Genomic DNA, 14,544 nt, shown 5'->3' with positions numbered 1-14,544 from the left:
CATTGGGCGAGCCCGAGATCCCGCCCCCTCGAATCGAGCGCGGATAGCATCGGCCGGGTGAGCGCCGACCCGACCGCCGGACTGGAGCTGTCCCGCGCCCCGCGCAGCAAGCTCGCCGACGTCGTGGCGCGTCAGCTGCTGGAGGAGATCGAGGCCAAGCGCCTGGCGCCCGGCACCCGGCTGCCCTCCGAGCGCGACCTCCAGGTCGCCCTCGGCGTCGGCCGCTCGACGATCCGCGAGGCGATCAACGGCCTCAGCATGATGGGGTTGGTCGAGATCCGCCACGGCAGCGGGGCGTTCGTCGCCGACCGCGCCGCGCGGCCCGGGGCCGAGCGGCTCGTCGCCGAGCTGTGCCGCGCCGCCGACCCCGAGCTGCTGGAGGCGCGCCGGGTCGCCGCGGTCGAGGCCGCCCGCCTGGCCGCCGCGCGCGCCACCGCGGCCGACCGGCGCGCGCTCCAGGACGCGCTGGACCGGCACGCCCGCCTGGTCGCGGCCGGCGAGCCCGCCGCCGCGGCGTCCGCCGCGTTCCGCCAGGCGCTGGCCGACGCCGCGGGCAACGCCGTCCTGGCCTCACTGCTGGCCGCGCTGGGCGACGCGCTGGCGCCCGCGCTCGCGCGCCTGGACGCCACCGCGGGCTTCGGCGCCTGGGAGGCCGCCCAGCACCGCGGCCTGCTGGACGCCGTCGCGGGCGGCGACGCCACCGCCGCCGCCCGCCGCATGCGCGCCTACGCCGACGCCGTCACCTCGCGCCTGGGCGCCTAGCCACGCACGCGCACGTGGATGCGCTTGGACACGCCGCCCACGTAGGGATAGGCGGCCTGGGCGACGACGTGGAAGCGCAGCGTGTAGCGCTGCGAGCCGGTCGTCCCGACGAAGCGGTACCGCACGCGGAAGCTGCCCTTCGAGCCCTTCGCGCGCGTGTCCCGGAACGGCTGCCAGTGCGTGCCGCGCCACGCCTCGGCGCGCACGAGCACGCCGCGGCTGGGGATCGGCCCGCCCGACAGCCGGCCACGCAGCGTCAGGAGCTGCCCGTTGCGCAGGCTGCGTCGCGACGCCGCGATCGTCACCTTCGGGATCACCCGCAGCACCGTCCGCCCGACGACCGCGCCCGCGGGCGTCCGATGGATCGCGTAGATCTCGCGCGACGAGCCGCGCGGGATCATGATGCTGAACCGCCCGTCGGCCTTGGTCGTCACGCGCCGCAGCACCTCCAGCGGCCCGGTCGTCCCGGCCGGGCGCCAGACCAGGCAGACCGGCTGACCGCCCAGCGGCGTGCCGTCGGCCGCGCGCAGCAGGCCGCGCGCCTTGGCCTTGGCCTTGGTCGCGTAGTGGATGGTGATCGCCGCCGTGCCGACGCCCTTGGACGCCTTGCCGGGACGCAGCAGGCCCGGCTTCATGCTCATGCCCGCCGTCGTGAGGTCGAGCGCGGGCTCGGGGTTGCAGGACTCGTCGGGCGGCGCGTTGTGCGTGGTCAACGACACCGGGCCCCAGGCCGTCGTGTTGCCGCCCGCGTCCTGGATCAGGACGCGCACCTTGTGGGCGCCGTCGGCCAGCGTCGCCGTGTCGAGCGACAGCGTCCCGCTGGCGGTCAGCGGGCACGGCACGCGGTAGGCGTAGGGCTGGGTGCAGTTGGCGCCGCCGAAGGCCTGCGTGGCGACGACCTTGCCGTCGACCTCGACCATCGCCTGCGCGACCCCGCCGCCCTTGTCGGTGGCCAGGACCGACACGGTGGAGATGCCCGACACCGGGGCGGTCGCGTCGACGAGCCCGCCGGCGGGCGCGGTGGAGAACGACGGCTTGATGTCGTCGGCCAGCGTGATGTCGGCGCGGTGCAGCCACGTCTCGGCGGCCACGCCGCTGGTCGACGGGCACGCCGTGGTGCCGCTGTTGGGCTCGCCGCAGGACACGTACAGCGCCACGCCGTTGACCGGCACCGGCGGCGTGCGCGAGAACTTGTTGGCGTCCGACAGCGGCGTCGCCGGGTCGCCGACTCCCGAGCAGTTGTTGGTGGTGCCCTTGCACCCGGTCCCGGCCCAGCGGTAGTCGTCGCCGGTCGTCCCGAACTTCTCCATCGCGCTGAAGAAGTACGCGGTCCCGGCCGCGACCCGGGCGCTGCGCCAGAGCGTGTACTTGGTGATGACCGTGTTGTCGGGCGCCCAGAAGTACATGCGCGCCTCGGCGTCGGCGGGGTGCGTCATCCCGGGCGTCAGCCGGACGTGGACGCCGCCGCGCGGGCAGGTGTCGTCGTGGGTGTCGACGGTCGGGGCCGAGAACCGGAACGACCACGAGGACGTCGACGCCAGGTTGCCGTTGGGGTCCTGGCAGGAGTAGACGACGTAGGTTCCGGCGTGCGCCTCCCGGACGGCGGGCCCGGCGAACACCAGGGCCAGCGCGGAGAACGCGAGCAGCAAAGCAGCGGGGAGAGCGGGTCTGGGGAGCATGGGGTCCATTCTGCGTGGGCGTCGTCCGGCGCCCAATCGGGATTCGTGAAGGGTGTGGGACGCGGATGCGATCAGGGGCCGAACTCCTGGCCCCACCCGCCGTTGGCGGCGGAGGTGGAGCCGGAGGACGATCCGGACGACGCCGAGGACGCCGCTGGGGAGGCGGCGGGTGGCGTCGCGGTGCCCGTGCCCTCGACGCCGAACTCCGGCGCGGTGGCGCGGGCGACCTTCCGGGCCTTGGCCCGCTGTCGCTGCTTCTTGGTGGTCTTGGTCGACGTCGAGGCCGACTTGGTGGTGGTCTTGGTCTTGGCCGTCGACGCGGGACGCTCGGCGGCCGAGACCGCGGCGGGCACCGTGACCGCCGCGGTCGTGGCGACCTTGGCCGCCGGCTTGGCCTTCGGCTCCTTGGCCTCCGCCTTCGCGGCCGGCGCGCGATGGCCGGCCAGCGGCGCGGGGAGCCCCTCGAAGACGCAGTAGGTCGCGGTCGAGCCGACGCCGAGGCAGCCCGCGACGACCGCGGCGACCGTGCCCGGCCGCAGCGCGCCGAGCAGCGAGCCGGTCGCGGGGTCGGCGCGCGTCGCCAGGCCCGTCGCGTGCTCGCGCCCGCCGCTGAGCAGGTCGGCCAACCGATCGCGCAGCCCGCGCGTGCCGTGGCCGAGCGCGACGAGCCGGTCGCCGCCGTCGTCGACCAGCCCGCCACCGACGATGACCGGCAGCGGCACGACCGCGCCCGCCTCGCGCGCCGCGTGGCGCAGCTCGAAGGCCCAGGCCGCGCAGCCGGTGCAGCTCTGCAGGTGGCGGCGCGCGTCGCGCATGCGGTTGGGTCCGGCGATCCCGGAGACGTAGGCGAGGATCAGGCTGCGGCGGCTCTCGCAGAACGAGCCGTCGCGGACCTCGGCCATGCGCGCGCTGAGCGTCCGCATCGCGCGCTCCATCTCGCGCCGGTACACACGCTCGGTGATCCCGAGGTAGTGCTGGATCTCGTCGGGCGCGCGGTCGAAGAAGTAGCGCAGGGCGATCACGACCTGCTGGCGCTCGGGCAGCTCGGCGACGATCTCGCGCAGGCGCGCGCTGTCCCAGTCGCGGGCGAGCGCGTCGTCGGCGGCGAGCGCGCCGTCGGGCGCCTCCAGCCCGCCCTCCTCCAGCGCGACCGACGTCCTGCGGTACGCGCGGCTGCCCTCGCTGAGCGCCTTGTTGAGCGCGGTCTGCGTCAGGTACGCGCGGACCTGGTGCTCGTTCATCGCCTCGACGTCGAGCACGCCGTCCCGCTGCTTCTCCAGCAGGACGGCGTACGCGTCGTGCAGCGCGGCCTCGCGATCCTCCGCGCCCAGCCACCGACAGCGCCGCGCCAGGACGCCGAGCACGTAGGCCCGGTGATCCTCGTAGCTGGCTTTGGCGATTGTCGACGATGACACGAGAACCGACATCATCCCTCACGACGGGGACACGCGTGATCCAGATGTCTGAACCACGCGTGCACGGACCGCGCTTGCCCGCGTCTCACGGCATCGGCTTGTTCCGCCACGGCACGCAGCTCGCGTACTCGTCGTCGCTCTGGCCGCCGGCCAGCGTGACGGTGCCGCGCGCCGAGAAGCAGCCCTTGTCGGGCAGGCGGATCCGGCCGGCGTAGAGGCTGAACTGGCCCTGATCGGTCTGGGTCTTGCCGCCGACGGAGAGCGTCACGCGCATGAACTTCCGGACGCCCTCGTACTTCGTGCCGACCGACGTGGTCACCGCGCACAGGTTGCGGCCCTCGTCGAAGACGTACAGCTTGCCGATCAGCACGCTGCGGCCGTGGATCTTCGCGTGCAGCGGCTGCAGGGCCAGCTGGTAGCTCGTGTCGCACGGCGCGTCGCTGACCTGCGCGGTCGCCGCGGTCGGGCCGGCCAGCGCGGCGACCGCGCAGACGCCGGAGACCGCCAGGGTGGCGGCCGCGGCGGCGGCGGGGTGGGCGCGGAACGGGGTGGCGATCATCTCGGGGAGGCTCCTTGGGTCGGTTGACGATGACGTTGCATCGCTTCCATCCGGCGAGCCCGCGTCTCCGCCCCCCTCGATCTCTGGCGGTGTCAGATCCCGGCGCGATGGAAGCTCGCCAGCGCGCGCGCCGCCGCCTCCTCGCGGTCCAGCGCGGCGAGGACGGGGCCCGCGCCGCCGGTGCCGCCGAGCCAGCCGCGCCACGCCGCGTCCTGCGCGGCGCAGGCCCGCCGCCAGACGCCGACGAGGTCGTCGCGGACGACCAGCCGCGGGGTCGATGCCGGCTCGGAGGTCACGGGGCGCGATCCTCGCGCTCGCGCGAGCGGGAAGGCAACGCGAGCTCGTGGAGGACCCGATTGCCGATCGGCATTGCGCCCGCCAGGGCGAGGGAGACACCGCAGTACCATGCCTCGGATGACGCGGCCGTGCGGGGAGCCAGCGTGACGGCGCCGGCGCTGGCGGGCGTCGAGCCACGACATCTCGCGACCCTGTCCGCCGTCGAGCAGGTGCGCTCCTACAAGGTCGCGGCCGAGCGCCTGGGCTACGCGCTCTCGGCGGTCAGCCAGCAGATGGCGCAGCTGGAGCGCGCGCTGGGGACGCCGGTCTTCGTCCGGACGCCCGGCCAGCGGCTGGAGCTGACCGAGGTCGGCGCGGTGGTCGCCCGCCACGCGCGCGGGATCCTCGCCCAGCTCGACGCGGCCGGCGCCGACCTGCGCGGCGCCGAGGCCGCGCTGCGCGTCGGCGTGCACGACCCGGCGATCATGGACGCGATCCCGCGCGCGATCGAGCTGCTCGCCGCGCGGGCGCCGGAGGTCGCGGTGACGATCCGCGACCGCGACGTCAGCCCGGCGGCGCGCGCCGAGGCGCTGCGCCGCGGCGAGCTCGACGCCGCGCTGGACGACCTGCCGCTGCCCGACGGGCCGTTCGACGCCGTCGAGGTGCTGGTCGACCCCATCGTGTTGGTCGTCGAGCGCGAGGCGCCGCTGGCCCGGCGCGGCGAGTTGGGGTCCTTGGACGAGCTGGACGGCCTCCCGCTGATCGCCGACGAGCGCTGGCCGATGCTCGAGCTGGTCGAGGGCCAGCTGCGCGCGGCGGGCGTCGCGCCGCGGATGGCGCTGCGCTCGCGGATGGCGGCCGGTCTGCTGCCGCTGGTCGCCGCCGGGATGGGCAGCGCGCTGATGCCGCGCACGGCGGTCGACGAGCACCGCGCGTGCGTGGCGGTCGTCGGCCTGGGCGACCTGCTCCCGGCGCGGCGGGTCGCGCTGTACTGGCACCGCGACCGGCGTCGGATCCCGGCGCTCTGCGCGTTCCGCGAGGCGCTGGGCCGCGCGATGCGCGCGACGACGGCGGCGGCCGAGGCCCGCCGATGAGCGACGAGCGCCCGTCGGCGGGGACCGGAGCGGCGCCGCCCGGCGTCACCCGCGACGCCTGGCTCGGCGTCGAGGTGCGCCACCTGCAGGCGCTGGCGGCGATCGCGCGCGAGGGGTCGTTCCGCGAGGCGGCCGAGAGCCTCGGCTACGTGCAGTCGGCCATCAGCCAGCAGATCGCGCAGTTGGAGCGGTTGGTCGACACGCGGCTGATCGAGCGCTCGCGCGGCAGCGCGGCGGTGGATCTGACGCCCGCCGGGCGGCTGCTGCTGGAGCACGTCGAGGAGATCCTGGCCCGTTACGCGCGGGCCGGGTCCGAGCTGGCCGCGCTGTCGGCGGGGCGCGCCGGACGGCTGCGCGTCGGGGTGCTGCCGAGCGTCGCGGGCCGCGTCCTGCCGCGGGTGCTGCTGCGCTTCGCCGAGGAGTGCCCGGACGTCCAGGTCGTGCCGTCGGAGAGCGCGGCCGACGCCGAGCTGCTGGACGAGCTGGCGGCCGGCGAGCTGGACCTGGCGTTCTGCGAGCTGCCGCTGCCCGAGGGCGAGCTGGCCTGCACGGAGCTGCTGGAGGACCCGCTGCTGCTGCTGGTGCCCGCGGACCATCCGCTGGCGCGGCGCGGCGGCGCGGCCACGGCGGCCGACCTCGCCGGGCTCGAGTTGGTGGCCTACGGGCGCTGGCGCGGGCAGCGGACGGCGCTGGACTGGCTGGCGGCGCGGGGCGTCGAGCCCACGGTCGCGTTCTCCTCCGACCACAACGAGTCGGTGCAGACGCTCGTCGCCGCCGGGACCGGCGTCGCGCTGGCGCCGTACCTGGCGGTCGACGCCGCCCATCCCGGGACGGCGCTCGTCCCGCTGGAGGGCGCGCCGGCGCGGATCGTCGCGCTGGCGTGGCGGTCGGGCGAGGACGCCGAGCTGTCGCCGGCGGCCAACGCGTTCCGCGTGGTGGCGCGGGCGGTCTGCCACGAGCTGGCCGGCGCGATGCTCCCGCCGCCGCGCTGAGCCCGACCGATCGCCGGGTCCCCCTACGTGTCCGCACGCGGACACGCTGATCGAACGCCCACGGGCGCCCCCGCGCGCCCGCCGGATGGCACGGGTGTCCCCGCACACCCCGTGGCCCCGGAGCGTTTCGATGAGCGCAGCAGCACCATCCTGGATCGGCGTCGAGCAGCGGCACCTCGCGGCCTACGCGGCGGTCGCGCGCAACCGGTCGTTCCGCGCCGCGGCGCAGGAGCTGGGGTACTCGCAGCCCGCGGTCTCGCAGCTCGTGCGCAAGTTGGAGGAGTTGGTCGGCACCGCGCTGGTCGTCCGCCGCTCCGGCTCGGGGCGCGTGCGGCTGACGCCCGCCGGAACGCTGATGCTGCACCACGCCGACCGCCTCCTGGACGGCTTCGCCGCCGCCCGCGCCGACCTCGCGGTGCTGGCCGGACGGCCGTCGCGGATCGGCGTGCTGGGCGGCCTCGGCGCGCGGGTGCTGGCGCCGATGCTGCGCCGCGCGCGGGCCGACGACGTCGAGGTCGTGGAGGTCGACGACGACCCCGCGCTGGCCCGCGCCGTCGCCCGCGGCGAGATCGACGTCGCCGTCGGCGGCCTGCCCCACGGCGCCGACCGCCTGAACGTCCGCCGCGTCGGGACCGACCCCTACATCCTGGCCGTCCCCGCCGCCTCGCCTCTGGGCCGCTTCGACGGCCGCCCGCCCTCCGAGCTGATCGAGCGCCAGCCGCTGATCGTCTGCGGCGACGCCGACGAGGCCCGCCGCATCGACCGCGAGCTGCGCGTCCGCGGCACGGCGCCGCGCTGGTCGTCGAAGGCCTCCAGCGTGCCCGCGGCGCTGGGCGCGGTCCGCGCGGGCGCCGGCGGGGCGATCGTCGCGGCCGCCGCCGTCGAGCCCTGGGACGCCGCGATCGTCCGCGTCCCGCTCGACGGCCTCGTGTCGCCCCGCTGCATCTGCCGCTACGCCCACCGCGACCGCCGCCTGCCCGACGAGGTGTGCGAGGTCGTCGCGGCCGGGGTCCAGGCGCTGGAGCGGACGTCGCTGGTGGCCTGAGCGGCCGGCCCTAGCCCGTGACCGCCACCTCGGTGCTGTAGCTGTGCCCGCCGCCGACCTTGGCCGAGACGCGGTAGAGCGCGTAGGGCGAGCCGCTGTCGGGCGTGCGCATGGTGAAGGAGAACGTGCCGTTCTTGGACACCTTGGTCGTGCTCAGCGCGCGGGCGCCGGTGCAGACGTTCTCGCGCGAGATCGTGACGCGGCTCGGGGGACGCTTCAGCGCCAGCCGGCCGCTGACCTTCAGGCCGCTGCGGCCGGTGATGCGCAGCAGGCGGTCGTAGCGGAACGCGCGGCTGCGGTCGGCGCCGAGCATCACGGTGTACTTGACCGGGGCGGCGTCGGCCTTCGCCGGGCCGCCCACCAGCGCCGAGAACGCGCCGTCGACGCCGACGGTCGCGGTGCCCACCGGCGCGGTGCCGCGCAGGATCGTCACCGCCTGGCCGGCCAGCGCGCGGTGCGCGACGCCGCTCACGCGCGCGCGGGTCCCGACGGGCGAGACGTCGAGCAGCGTCACGGGCGTGCCGCACTCCCGAGCCGGGGCCGGGACGGGCGGCCGCGGCGCGGGCGGATCGTAGGCCGGGGGCATCGGCGCCGCGATCACCTGCGCCTCGCAGGCGCTCGTCGCCGGCAGGTTGTTGGCGTCGCCGCTGTAGCGCGACTGCCAGCCGTAGCTGCCCGGCTCCGTCGGCGTGTAGTCGATCGAGACCGCGCCGGAGGCGTCCGGCACCACCGTCTCGGCGTGGACGACCGTGCCGGTGCACGACGCGTCGGCGTAGACGCGAACCTCGATCGTCGCCCCCGCCACCGGGTCGAAGCGCCCGTCGACCACGGCGTGCCCGCGCGTCCCGGACAGCGTCGGGCGCGCCTTGACGTCGAGCGTGACGGTCGCGACGTCGGCGGCGCCGGTCGCGTTCGTCGACCGGTAGGTGAACGTGTCGGTCCCGGCGTAGTCGTCGTCGGCCGTGTAGGTGACCTTGCCGTCGCCGCCGATCGCGCCCAGCGTGCCGTGCGCCGGCCCGGCGACGATCGCGTGGGTCTGGGCGATCTCGCTGGCGCAGTCCAGCGCGACCACGCGCCCGATGCCCGCGCTCGCGACGGCCGTGACGTCGGAGCAGACCGGCTTGAGCGCCTGGACGGTCACCGTGGCCGTCGCGACGTTCGACGCGCCGCCCTCGTTCGTCGACGTGTAGGTGAACGTGTCGTCGCCGAAGAAGCCCGGGTCCGGCGTGTACCGCAGATGCCCGCCGACGGCGGTCGCGGTGCCGTGCGCGGGCGCGCCGACGACCGCGATCGTCGCGGGCCCGTCGCCGCCGCAGTCCGGCGCCACGGAGACCGCGTCGCCCTCGAGCGTCTGCCCCGTCACGTCGGCGCAGACCTGCGGCGCCTGGAGCACGTGCAGCGTCTCGGTGCCGCTGCCGGCCGCGAAGCCCGGCGCGGCCGCCGCGCTCGCGGTGATCGTGTAGTCGCCGGGCGCCGTGCCGCCGGCGAGGCCGATCGCCTTGGAGGCCGTGCCGCCGGAGATCGCCCCGGACCCCGAGCCCAGGCCGCCGCCGAGCGTGAACGTGACGTTCCCGGCGCCGGTCGCGCCGCGTGCCGGAGCGACCGTCGCCCCGAACGTCACGTTGCGCGCCGCGCCCGCGTACGGCGTGTCGACGTGGTCGGCGGTCACCGTCGTCGCCACCGTCTGCACCGCGCCGACGTCGAACGGCGCGGCGCGCGTGAAGCCGCGCTGGTCGGTCGTGACGAGGTTCTGCGCGGTGGCCCCGCCGATGACCCCGCTGCCCGGGTTGGGCGGCATCGTCCGCGTCGGCCCGCCGTAGTCGCCCAGCGGCGCGAGGTTCGGGTCGGTGGTGCCGACGTAGGTGGCGTTGGACAGGATGCTGGAGAACACCGCGCTGTTGGCCGTGCCGTCGGCGACGGTCGACGGCGCCGCGCCGAACACCGCGCTGCTCCCGACCGCCGTGACGATCGACTGCCGGGCGGTGGAGCCGGCCGTCGCGGGGCCCGAGGTGTCGTAGCCGACGGTCGCGACCGCGCCGGACGCGAGCCCCGTCGTCACGCCGACGCCGGCGGTCGCGCTGTTGCCGGCGATCGTGACGTGGGTCAGCGTGACCGTGCCGTTGAGGTTGAACAGCGCGGCGCCGTACGCGGCGCCGCCGCCACCCGCGTTGACGGTGCCGCCGACGAACGCGGCCGTGCTGCCGCCGCCGACGACCGCGTTGCCGGCGAACGTGCTGTTGGTGGCCGTGACCGTGCCGCGGTCGTTGAAGACCGCCCCGCCCATCCCGGCGCCGCCGCCGCCGACGCTGACCGAGTTGGCGATGAACGCCCCGCCGTCGCCGCCGCCGAAGCCGCCGTGCCCGGGGACCGCGCCGCTGTTGCGGCCGTCGGTGCCCGCGCCGCCGGCGCCGAAGCCGCCGTCGCCGCCGTCGAGGTTCGACCAGCCACCGCCGCCGCCGAAGCCGCCGCCACCACCGCCGTCGCCCGGGCCGGCCCCCGCGCCGCCGCCGCCCACGCCGCCACCGCCGCCACCGCCGCGGTTGGAGGCGGCGTTGTCGGGAGCGAGGCCGCCGCCGTGGCCGAACCCGCCGCCGGAGCCGCCCGGCCCCGCGCCCACGATCGAGCTCCCGCCCGCGCCCGACCCGTTGCCGCCCCGCGTGCGGTCCGAGTTCGCGCCGCCGAGGCCGTTGGGGACGCCCCCGCCCGCGCCGCCCACCGGACCGACGCCGGGCTGGCCGACGTCGCCGGACGCGTAGCCGCCGCCTCCGCCTCCACCGCCGCCGTAGGTCGTCGCCGCGCCGCCGGCGCCGCCCGCGCCGCCGCCGGGCACCGTGCCGCCGAAGCCCCCGCCGCCGCCGCTGGCCACCGCGTCCTCGCCGAGGCCGCCGCCGCTCGTCGAGTTGACGGCCCCGGCGGTGCCGCCGGTGGCGCGGTTGCCCTGCAGCGTCACGCCGTCGAGGCGCAGCGTGCCCTGGTTGTAGATCGCGCCGCCCAGGCCGGCGCCGCCGCCGCCGAACGACGAGTTGCCGCCGCGGGCGCTGCCGCCCGTGACCTCGAGGTCGCGCAGGGTCAGCGTGCCGGCCGACAGGCCGGAGCGCGTGTCCGCGACGTAGAACAGCCGCAGCCGGGTCGCGTTGGTGGACGCGATCACCGCGCCGTGGTCGGCGTCGCCCTCGATCGTGACGTCCGAGGTGATCGCGGGCAGCGCGTTGGGGCCGTACCAGAAGTTGTTGGCGGCGGAGAACGTGTAGGTGCCCGAGACCTCGACCGTGTCGGCGCCGGGCGTGGCGTTGGCGGTGGCGATCGCCGAGACGAGCGCGGCGGTGTCCCCGGCCGGGACGGTGATCGTGGCGGCGGAGGCGCCGGAGGCCGCCAGGATCGTGAGCATCGTGCCCAGGACGAAGGTGCGTGGGAGCATGGCGCGGAGACGCTATAGACGTTTGGACCGGGTTCCAAGCCCTGGACTCGTACGCCTTTCCGATAGTTGGAACGCCGTGTATCTTGGACGTGCCCGATGTCCTACGCCGCGCGTCCACACGTCACGACCAAGGCCATCGCCTTCCTGGACTGCTGCGGCTTCACGAACTTCACGGCCGAGCGCGGCGACGCGGCGGCCACGCGGCTCTTCCTCGCGCTGCGCGACGACGTCACCCGCGAGGCGACGCCGGCCGGCGTGGAGGTCGTCAAGTGGCTGGGCGACGGCGCGATGCTCGCGGCCGACGACGTCACCTCGGCGCTGACCTGCCTCTACCGCACGATGGTCCGCACGCGCGACGCGGCCGGGCCCGCGCTGCCGCTGCGCGCGGGCATCACCTACGGGCCGGTCGTCCGCGTCGTGCTCGCGGACACCGGCCTCGACTACCTCGGGATGTCGGTCAACCGCGCCGCGCGGCTGTGCGCCGTGGCGCAGCCGTGGCAGGTCCGCTCGGGCGCCGAGGTCGAGGCCGTGCGCTTCACCCTGCGCCCCGCGCTCGTCTGAGCGCGCCGCGCGTCAGCCCGCGTCGAACGCGTCCTCGTCGGCGCGCAGGTCGCGCAGGATCTCGAACAGGTCCTGCAGCTGAGCGCGTCTGAGCGGCTGGGTCCCGAAGCGGGCGTTGTTGATGACCTCGGTCGCCTCGACCGCGACCTCGCGCCCGCGCTCGGTGATCGACGCCAGCCACTTGCGGCGGTCGTCCTCGTGGCGCGTGCGCTCGACGTAGCCGAGCTTCTGGAGCCCGTCGATCGTGTTGGTGATGCTCGTCGGGTGCACCTGCAGGCGCGCGCCCATCTTGCCCAGCGGCAGCGAGCCGTTGCGCGAGTAGTACAGGAGCATCAGCGCCTCGTAGCGCGGAAACGTCAGGTCCCAGGGCTTCAGCAGCGCGTTCAGCCGCGCGGTGAGGATCTGCTCCACGCGCATGATCGACGTGACCGCCACCATCGACGGCGTCGGCGACGCGCCCCAGTGCTTCTGCCACTGGCGGCGCGCCTCGTCGATCGGGTCGAAGGGCAGAGAGCCTGACACCGGGGCAGCGTGGCACATCGGTCGGATTCACCGCGCTCCGGCGCTCAGCGGAGGCTGCGACCGACCACGACGCGCTGGATCTCGTTGGTGCCCTCGTAGATCTGGGTGAGCTTGGCGTCGCGCATCATCCGCTCGACCGGGTACTCGGTCACGTAGCCGTAGCCGCCGAGCACCTGCACGGCCTCGACGGTGACGTCCATCGCGGTGTCCGAGCAGAACAGCTTGGCCATCGCGGAGTACTTGCCCAGGTCGGGCTCGTCGTGGTCGGCCTTGGCCGCGGCGCGGTAGAGCAGCTCGCGCGCGGCGGCGGTGCGCGTCTCCATGTCGGCGAGCTTGAACTGGATCGCCTGGAGCTGGTTGATGGGCTTGCCGAACGCGGTGCGCTCGCGCGCGTAGGCGGCCGCGTAGTCGGTGGCGCCCTGCGCGATGCCCAGCGCCTGCGCGGCGATCCCCAGGCGCGAGCGGTCCAGCGTGCGCATCGCGACCTTGAAGCCGTCGCCGACCGACCCGATGACGTTGCCATCGGGCACGAAGACGTCGTCGAAGGTCAGCTGGCCGGTCGGCGAGCCGCGCATGCCCATCTTGTGCTCCAACTTGGCCACGGCGAAGCCCGGCGCGTCGGCCTCGACGAGGAACGCGGTCATCCCGCGCGAGGGCGGCGCGGCGCCGTCGGTGACCGCGAAGACGACGTAGGCGCCCGCGACGCCGGCGTTGGTGATCCAGTTCTTGGCGCCGTTCAGCCGCCAGCCGCCGTCGACCGCGACGGCGTTGGTGCGCAGCGCGCCCGCGTCCGAGCCGGCGTCGGGCTCGCTCAGCGCGAAGGCCGCCAGCCACTCGCCCGCGGCGTACTTCGGCAGCACGCGCGCCTTCAGCTCGTCGGAGCCGTCGATGCGGATCGGCAGCGTGCCGAGGTCGTGGACGGCGAGGATCAGCGCGCTGGACGCGCACGCCTTGGCGATCTCCTCGATCGCCACGACCGTCATCAGCGTGCCGGTGCCCGTGCCGCCGTAGGCCTCGGCGAACGGCAGCGCGAGGACGTCGTGCTCGGCCAGCAGCTGCCGGACGTCCTGCGGGAACTCGCCGGCGGCGTCGATGGCCGCCGCGCGCGGCGCGATCCGGCCGACGGCCAGCTCGCGCACCATGTCGCGCAGATCCCGCTGCTCCTGGGTCAGCCCGTACCGGACCGGCCCGTCGGCGAGCGCGCTCATGCCGCGGCGCCTACTCGCGCGCGGGAGTACTCGTAGAAGCCACGACCGGACTTGCGGCCGTGGTGGCCGGAGACGACCATCCGCTTCAACAACGGCGGCGGCGCGTACTCGGGCCGCTTGAACTCCTCGTAGAGCGAGTCGCAGACGGCGTAGAGCACGTCGAGCCCGATGAAGTCGCACAGCGTCAGCGGACCCATCGGGTGCGCGGCGCCGAGCTTCATCCCCGTGTCGATGTCCTCGCGCGAGGCGAAGCCCTCCTCGTACATCCGCACCGCGGCCATCAGGTACGGGACGAGCAGCATGTTGACGATGAACCCGGAGCGGTCCTTGGTGCGGATCGCGGTCTTGCCGATCGCCTCGGCGAAGGCCTGCGCGCGCAGGACGGCGTCGGCGCCGGTGTCCAGCGCGACGACGACCTCGACGAGCTTCATCACCGGCACCGGCGAGAAGAAGTGCAGGCCGAGCACGCGCTCGCGGTGCTGGGTCCACGACGCGAGCTGGGCGATCGGGATCGACGAGGTGTTGGACGCCAGCAGCGAGTCGGGCGACAGCCAGGCGTCGATGTCGCGGAAGACCTTGCCCTTGACCTTGACGTCCTCGACGATCGCCTCGACGACGACGTCGCTGCCGTCCAAGGCCATCAGGTCGGTGGTCCAGGCGATCCGGTCGCGCAGCTCGCCCGCGGCGGCCGCGTCGAGCTTGCCGCCCGCGACCGCCCGCTCCAGCGACGTGTCGATGCGATCCCGCGAGCGCCGCAGGGCCGCCTCCTCGGGCTCGTAGAGGATCACGGGGATGCCGGCGCGCGCGGTCGACTCGGCGATGCCGGAACCCATGAACCCGGCGCCGACCACTCCGACCTGCGTGAAGACGTCCTGTTCCTGCATGTGGGCTCCTTGTGGACTTCGACGAAAGGCTTCTTGCGGCCACGCTACCAGGTGTGCGATAGTCCGATCGTTGGACCTCCTACTATTTATCTTCCGACCAACCGATGGTCGACCATCCTTGTCGCGCCC

General features: G+C 75.3%; 13 protein-coding genes. 5 read left to right on the top strand and 8 right to left on the bottom strand.

The window, feature by feature from the left end:
* Positions 1–57: 57 nt before the first annotated feature.
* Positions 58–762 (top strand): winged helix-turn-helix domain-containing protein, encoded by a 705-nt coding sequence (locus VFG42_RS09730; RefSeq protein WP_324907771.1) that lies wholly within the window; start codon positions 58–60, stop codon positions 760–762.
* On the opposite strand, the gene VFG42_RS09725 is transcribed toward VFG42_RS09730, so the two are convergent.
* The 4 genes from VFG42_RS09725 to VFG42_RS09710 form a co-directional block, all read right to left on the bottom strand.
* Positions 759–2,441, bottom strand: a complete 1,683-nt coding sequence (locus VFG42_RS09725) for a hypothetical protein (protein WP_324907768.1) — start codon at positions 2,439–2,441, stop codon at positions 759–761. The genes VFG42_RS09730 and VFG42_RS09725 overlap by 4 nt on opposite strands.
* Positions 2,442–2,512: 71 nt before the next feature.
* Entirely contained in the window at positions 2,513–3,856 is a 1,344-nt protein-coding gene (locus VFG42_RS09720) for a sigma-70 family RNA polymerase sigma factor (RefSeq protein WP_324907766.1), read from the bottom strand.
* A gap of 85 nt (positions 3,857–3,941) precedes the next feature.
* Entirely contained in the window at positions 3,942–4,415 is a 474-nt protein-coding gene (locus VFG42_RS09715) for a hypothetical protein (protein ID WP_324907764.1), read from the bottom strand.
* Positions 4,416–4,507: 92 nt separating this feature from the next.
* The gene (locus VFG42_RS09710; RefSeq protein WP_324907762.1) at positions 4,508–4,711 is read right to left on the bottom strand and encodes a hypothetical protein; all 204 of its coding nucleotides are present in this window, start codon (positions 4,709–4,711) and stop codon (positions 4,508–4,510) included.
* A gap of 129 nt (positions 4,712–4,840) precedes the next feature.
* Here VFG42_RS09710 and VFG42_RS09705 point away from each other — a divergent pair, with 129 nt between their 5' ends.
* From VFG42_RS09705 to VFG42_RS09695, 3 genes are all read left to right on the top strand, one after another.
* Positions 4,841–5,785: a LysR family transcriptional regulator gene (locus VFG42_RS09705; protein WP_324907760.1), complete on the top strand. Its 945-nt coding sequence runs from the start codon at positions 4,841–4,843 to the stop codon at positions 5,783–5,785.
* Positions 5,782–6,777, top strand: a complete 996-nt coding sequence (locus VFG42_RS09700; RefSeq protein ID WP_324907758.1) for a LysR family transcriptional regulator — start codon at positions 5,782–5,784, stop codon at positions 6,775–6,777. Before VFG42_RS09705 ends, VFG42_RS09700 begins: the two co-directional genes overlap by 4 nt.
* 130 nt (positions 6,778–6,907) lie before the next feature.
* Positions 6,908–7,822, top strand: a complete 915-nt coding sequence (locus tag VFG42_RS09695; RefSeq protein ID WP_324907756.1) for a LysR family transcriptional regulator — start codon at positions 6,908–6,910, stop codon at positions 7,820–7,822.
* Between the two features lie 10 nt (positions 7,823–7,832).
* On the opposite strand, the gene VFG42_RS09690 is transcribed toward VFG42_RS09695, so the two are convergent.
* Positions 7,833–11,240: an Ig-like domain-containing protein gene (locus tag VFG42_RS09690; protein WP_324907754.1), complete on the bottom strand. Its 3,408-nt coding sequence runs from the start codon at positions 11,238–11,240 to the stop codon at positions 7,833–7,835.
* Between the two features lie 96 nt (positions 11,241–11,336).
* On the opposite strand from VFG42_RS09690, the gene VFG42_RS09685 reads away from it, so the two are divergent.
* Positions 11,337–11,801, top strand: a complete 465-nt coding sequence (locus VFG42_RS09685) for an adenylate/guanylate cyclase domain-containing protein (RefSeq protein ID WP_324907752.1) — start codon at positions 11,337–11,339, stop codon at positions 11,799–11,801.
* A gap of 12 nt (positions 11,802–11,813) precedes the next feature.
* On the opposite strand, the gene VFG42_RS09680 is transcribed toward VFG42_RS09685, so the two are convergent.
* From VFG42_RS09680 to VFG42_RS09670, 3 genes are read right to left on the bottom strand one after another with little or no spacing between them, the layout of a single operon-like run.
* A complete protein-coding gene (locus VFG42_RS09680) occupies positions 11,814–12,323 on the bottom strand; it encodes a MarR family transcriptional regulator (protein WP_324907750.1) in 510 nt (169 codons plus the stop codon).
* A 44-nt stretch (positions 12,324–12,367) separates the two neighbouring features.
* The gene (locus VFG42_RS09675) at positions 12,368–13,531 is read right to left on the bottom strand and encodes an acyl-CoA dehydrogenase family protein (protein WP_324907748.1); all 1,164 of its coding nucleotides are present in this window, start codon (positions 13,529–13,531) and stop codon (positions 12,368–12,370) included.
* The gene (locus VFG42_RS09670; protein ID WP_324907746.1) at positions 13,528–14,415 is read right to left on the bottom strand and encodes a 3-hydroxybutyryl-CoA dehydrogenase; all 888 of its coding nucleotides are present in this window, start codon (positions 14,413–14,415) and stop codon (positions 13,528–13,530) included. The genes VFG42_RS09675 and VFG42_RS09670 overlap by 4 nt, the downstream gene beginning before the upstream one ends.
* Positions 14,416–14,544: the final 129 nt, after the last annotated feature.

Source organism: Baekduia sp. (assembly GCF_035685985.1).
Classification (GTDB): Bacteria; Actinomycetota; Thermoleophilia; order Solirubrobacterales; family Solirubrobacteraceae; genus Baekduia.
Note: the sequence above shows the minus strand (reverse complement) of the source record. Positions and strands in the feature narration are given on the sequence as shown.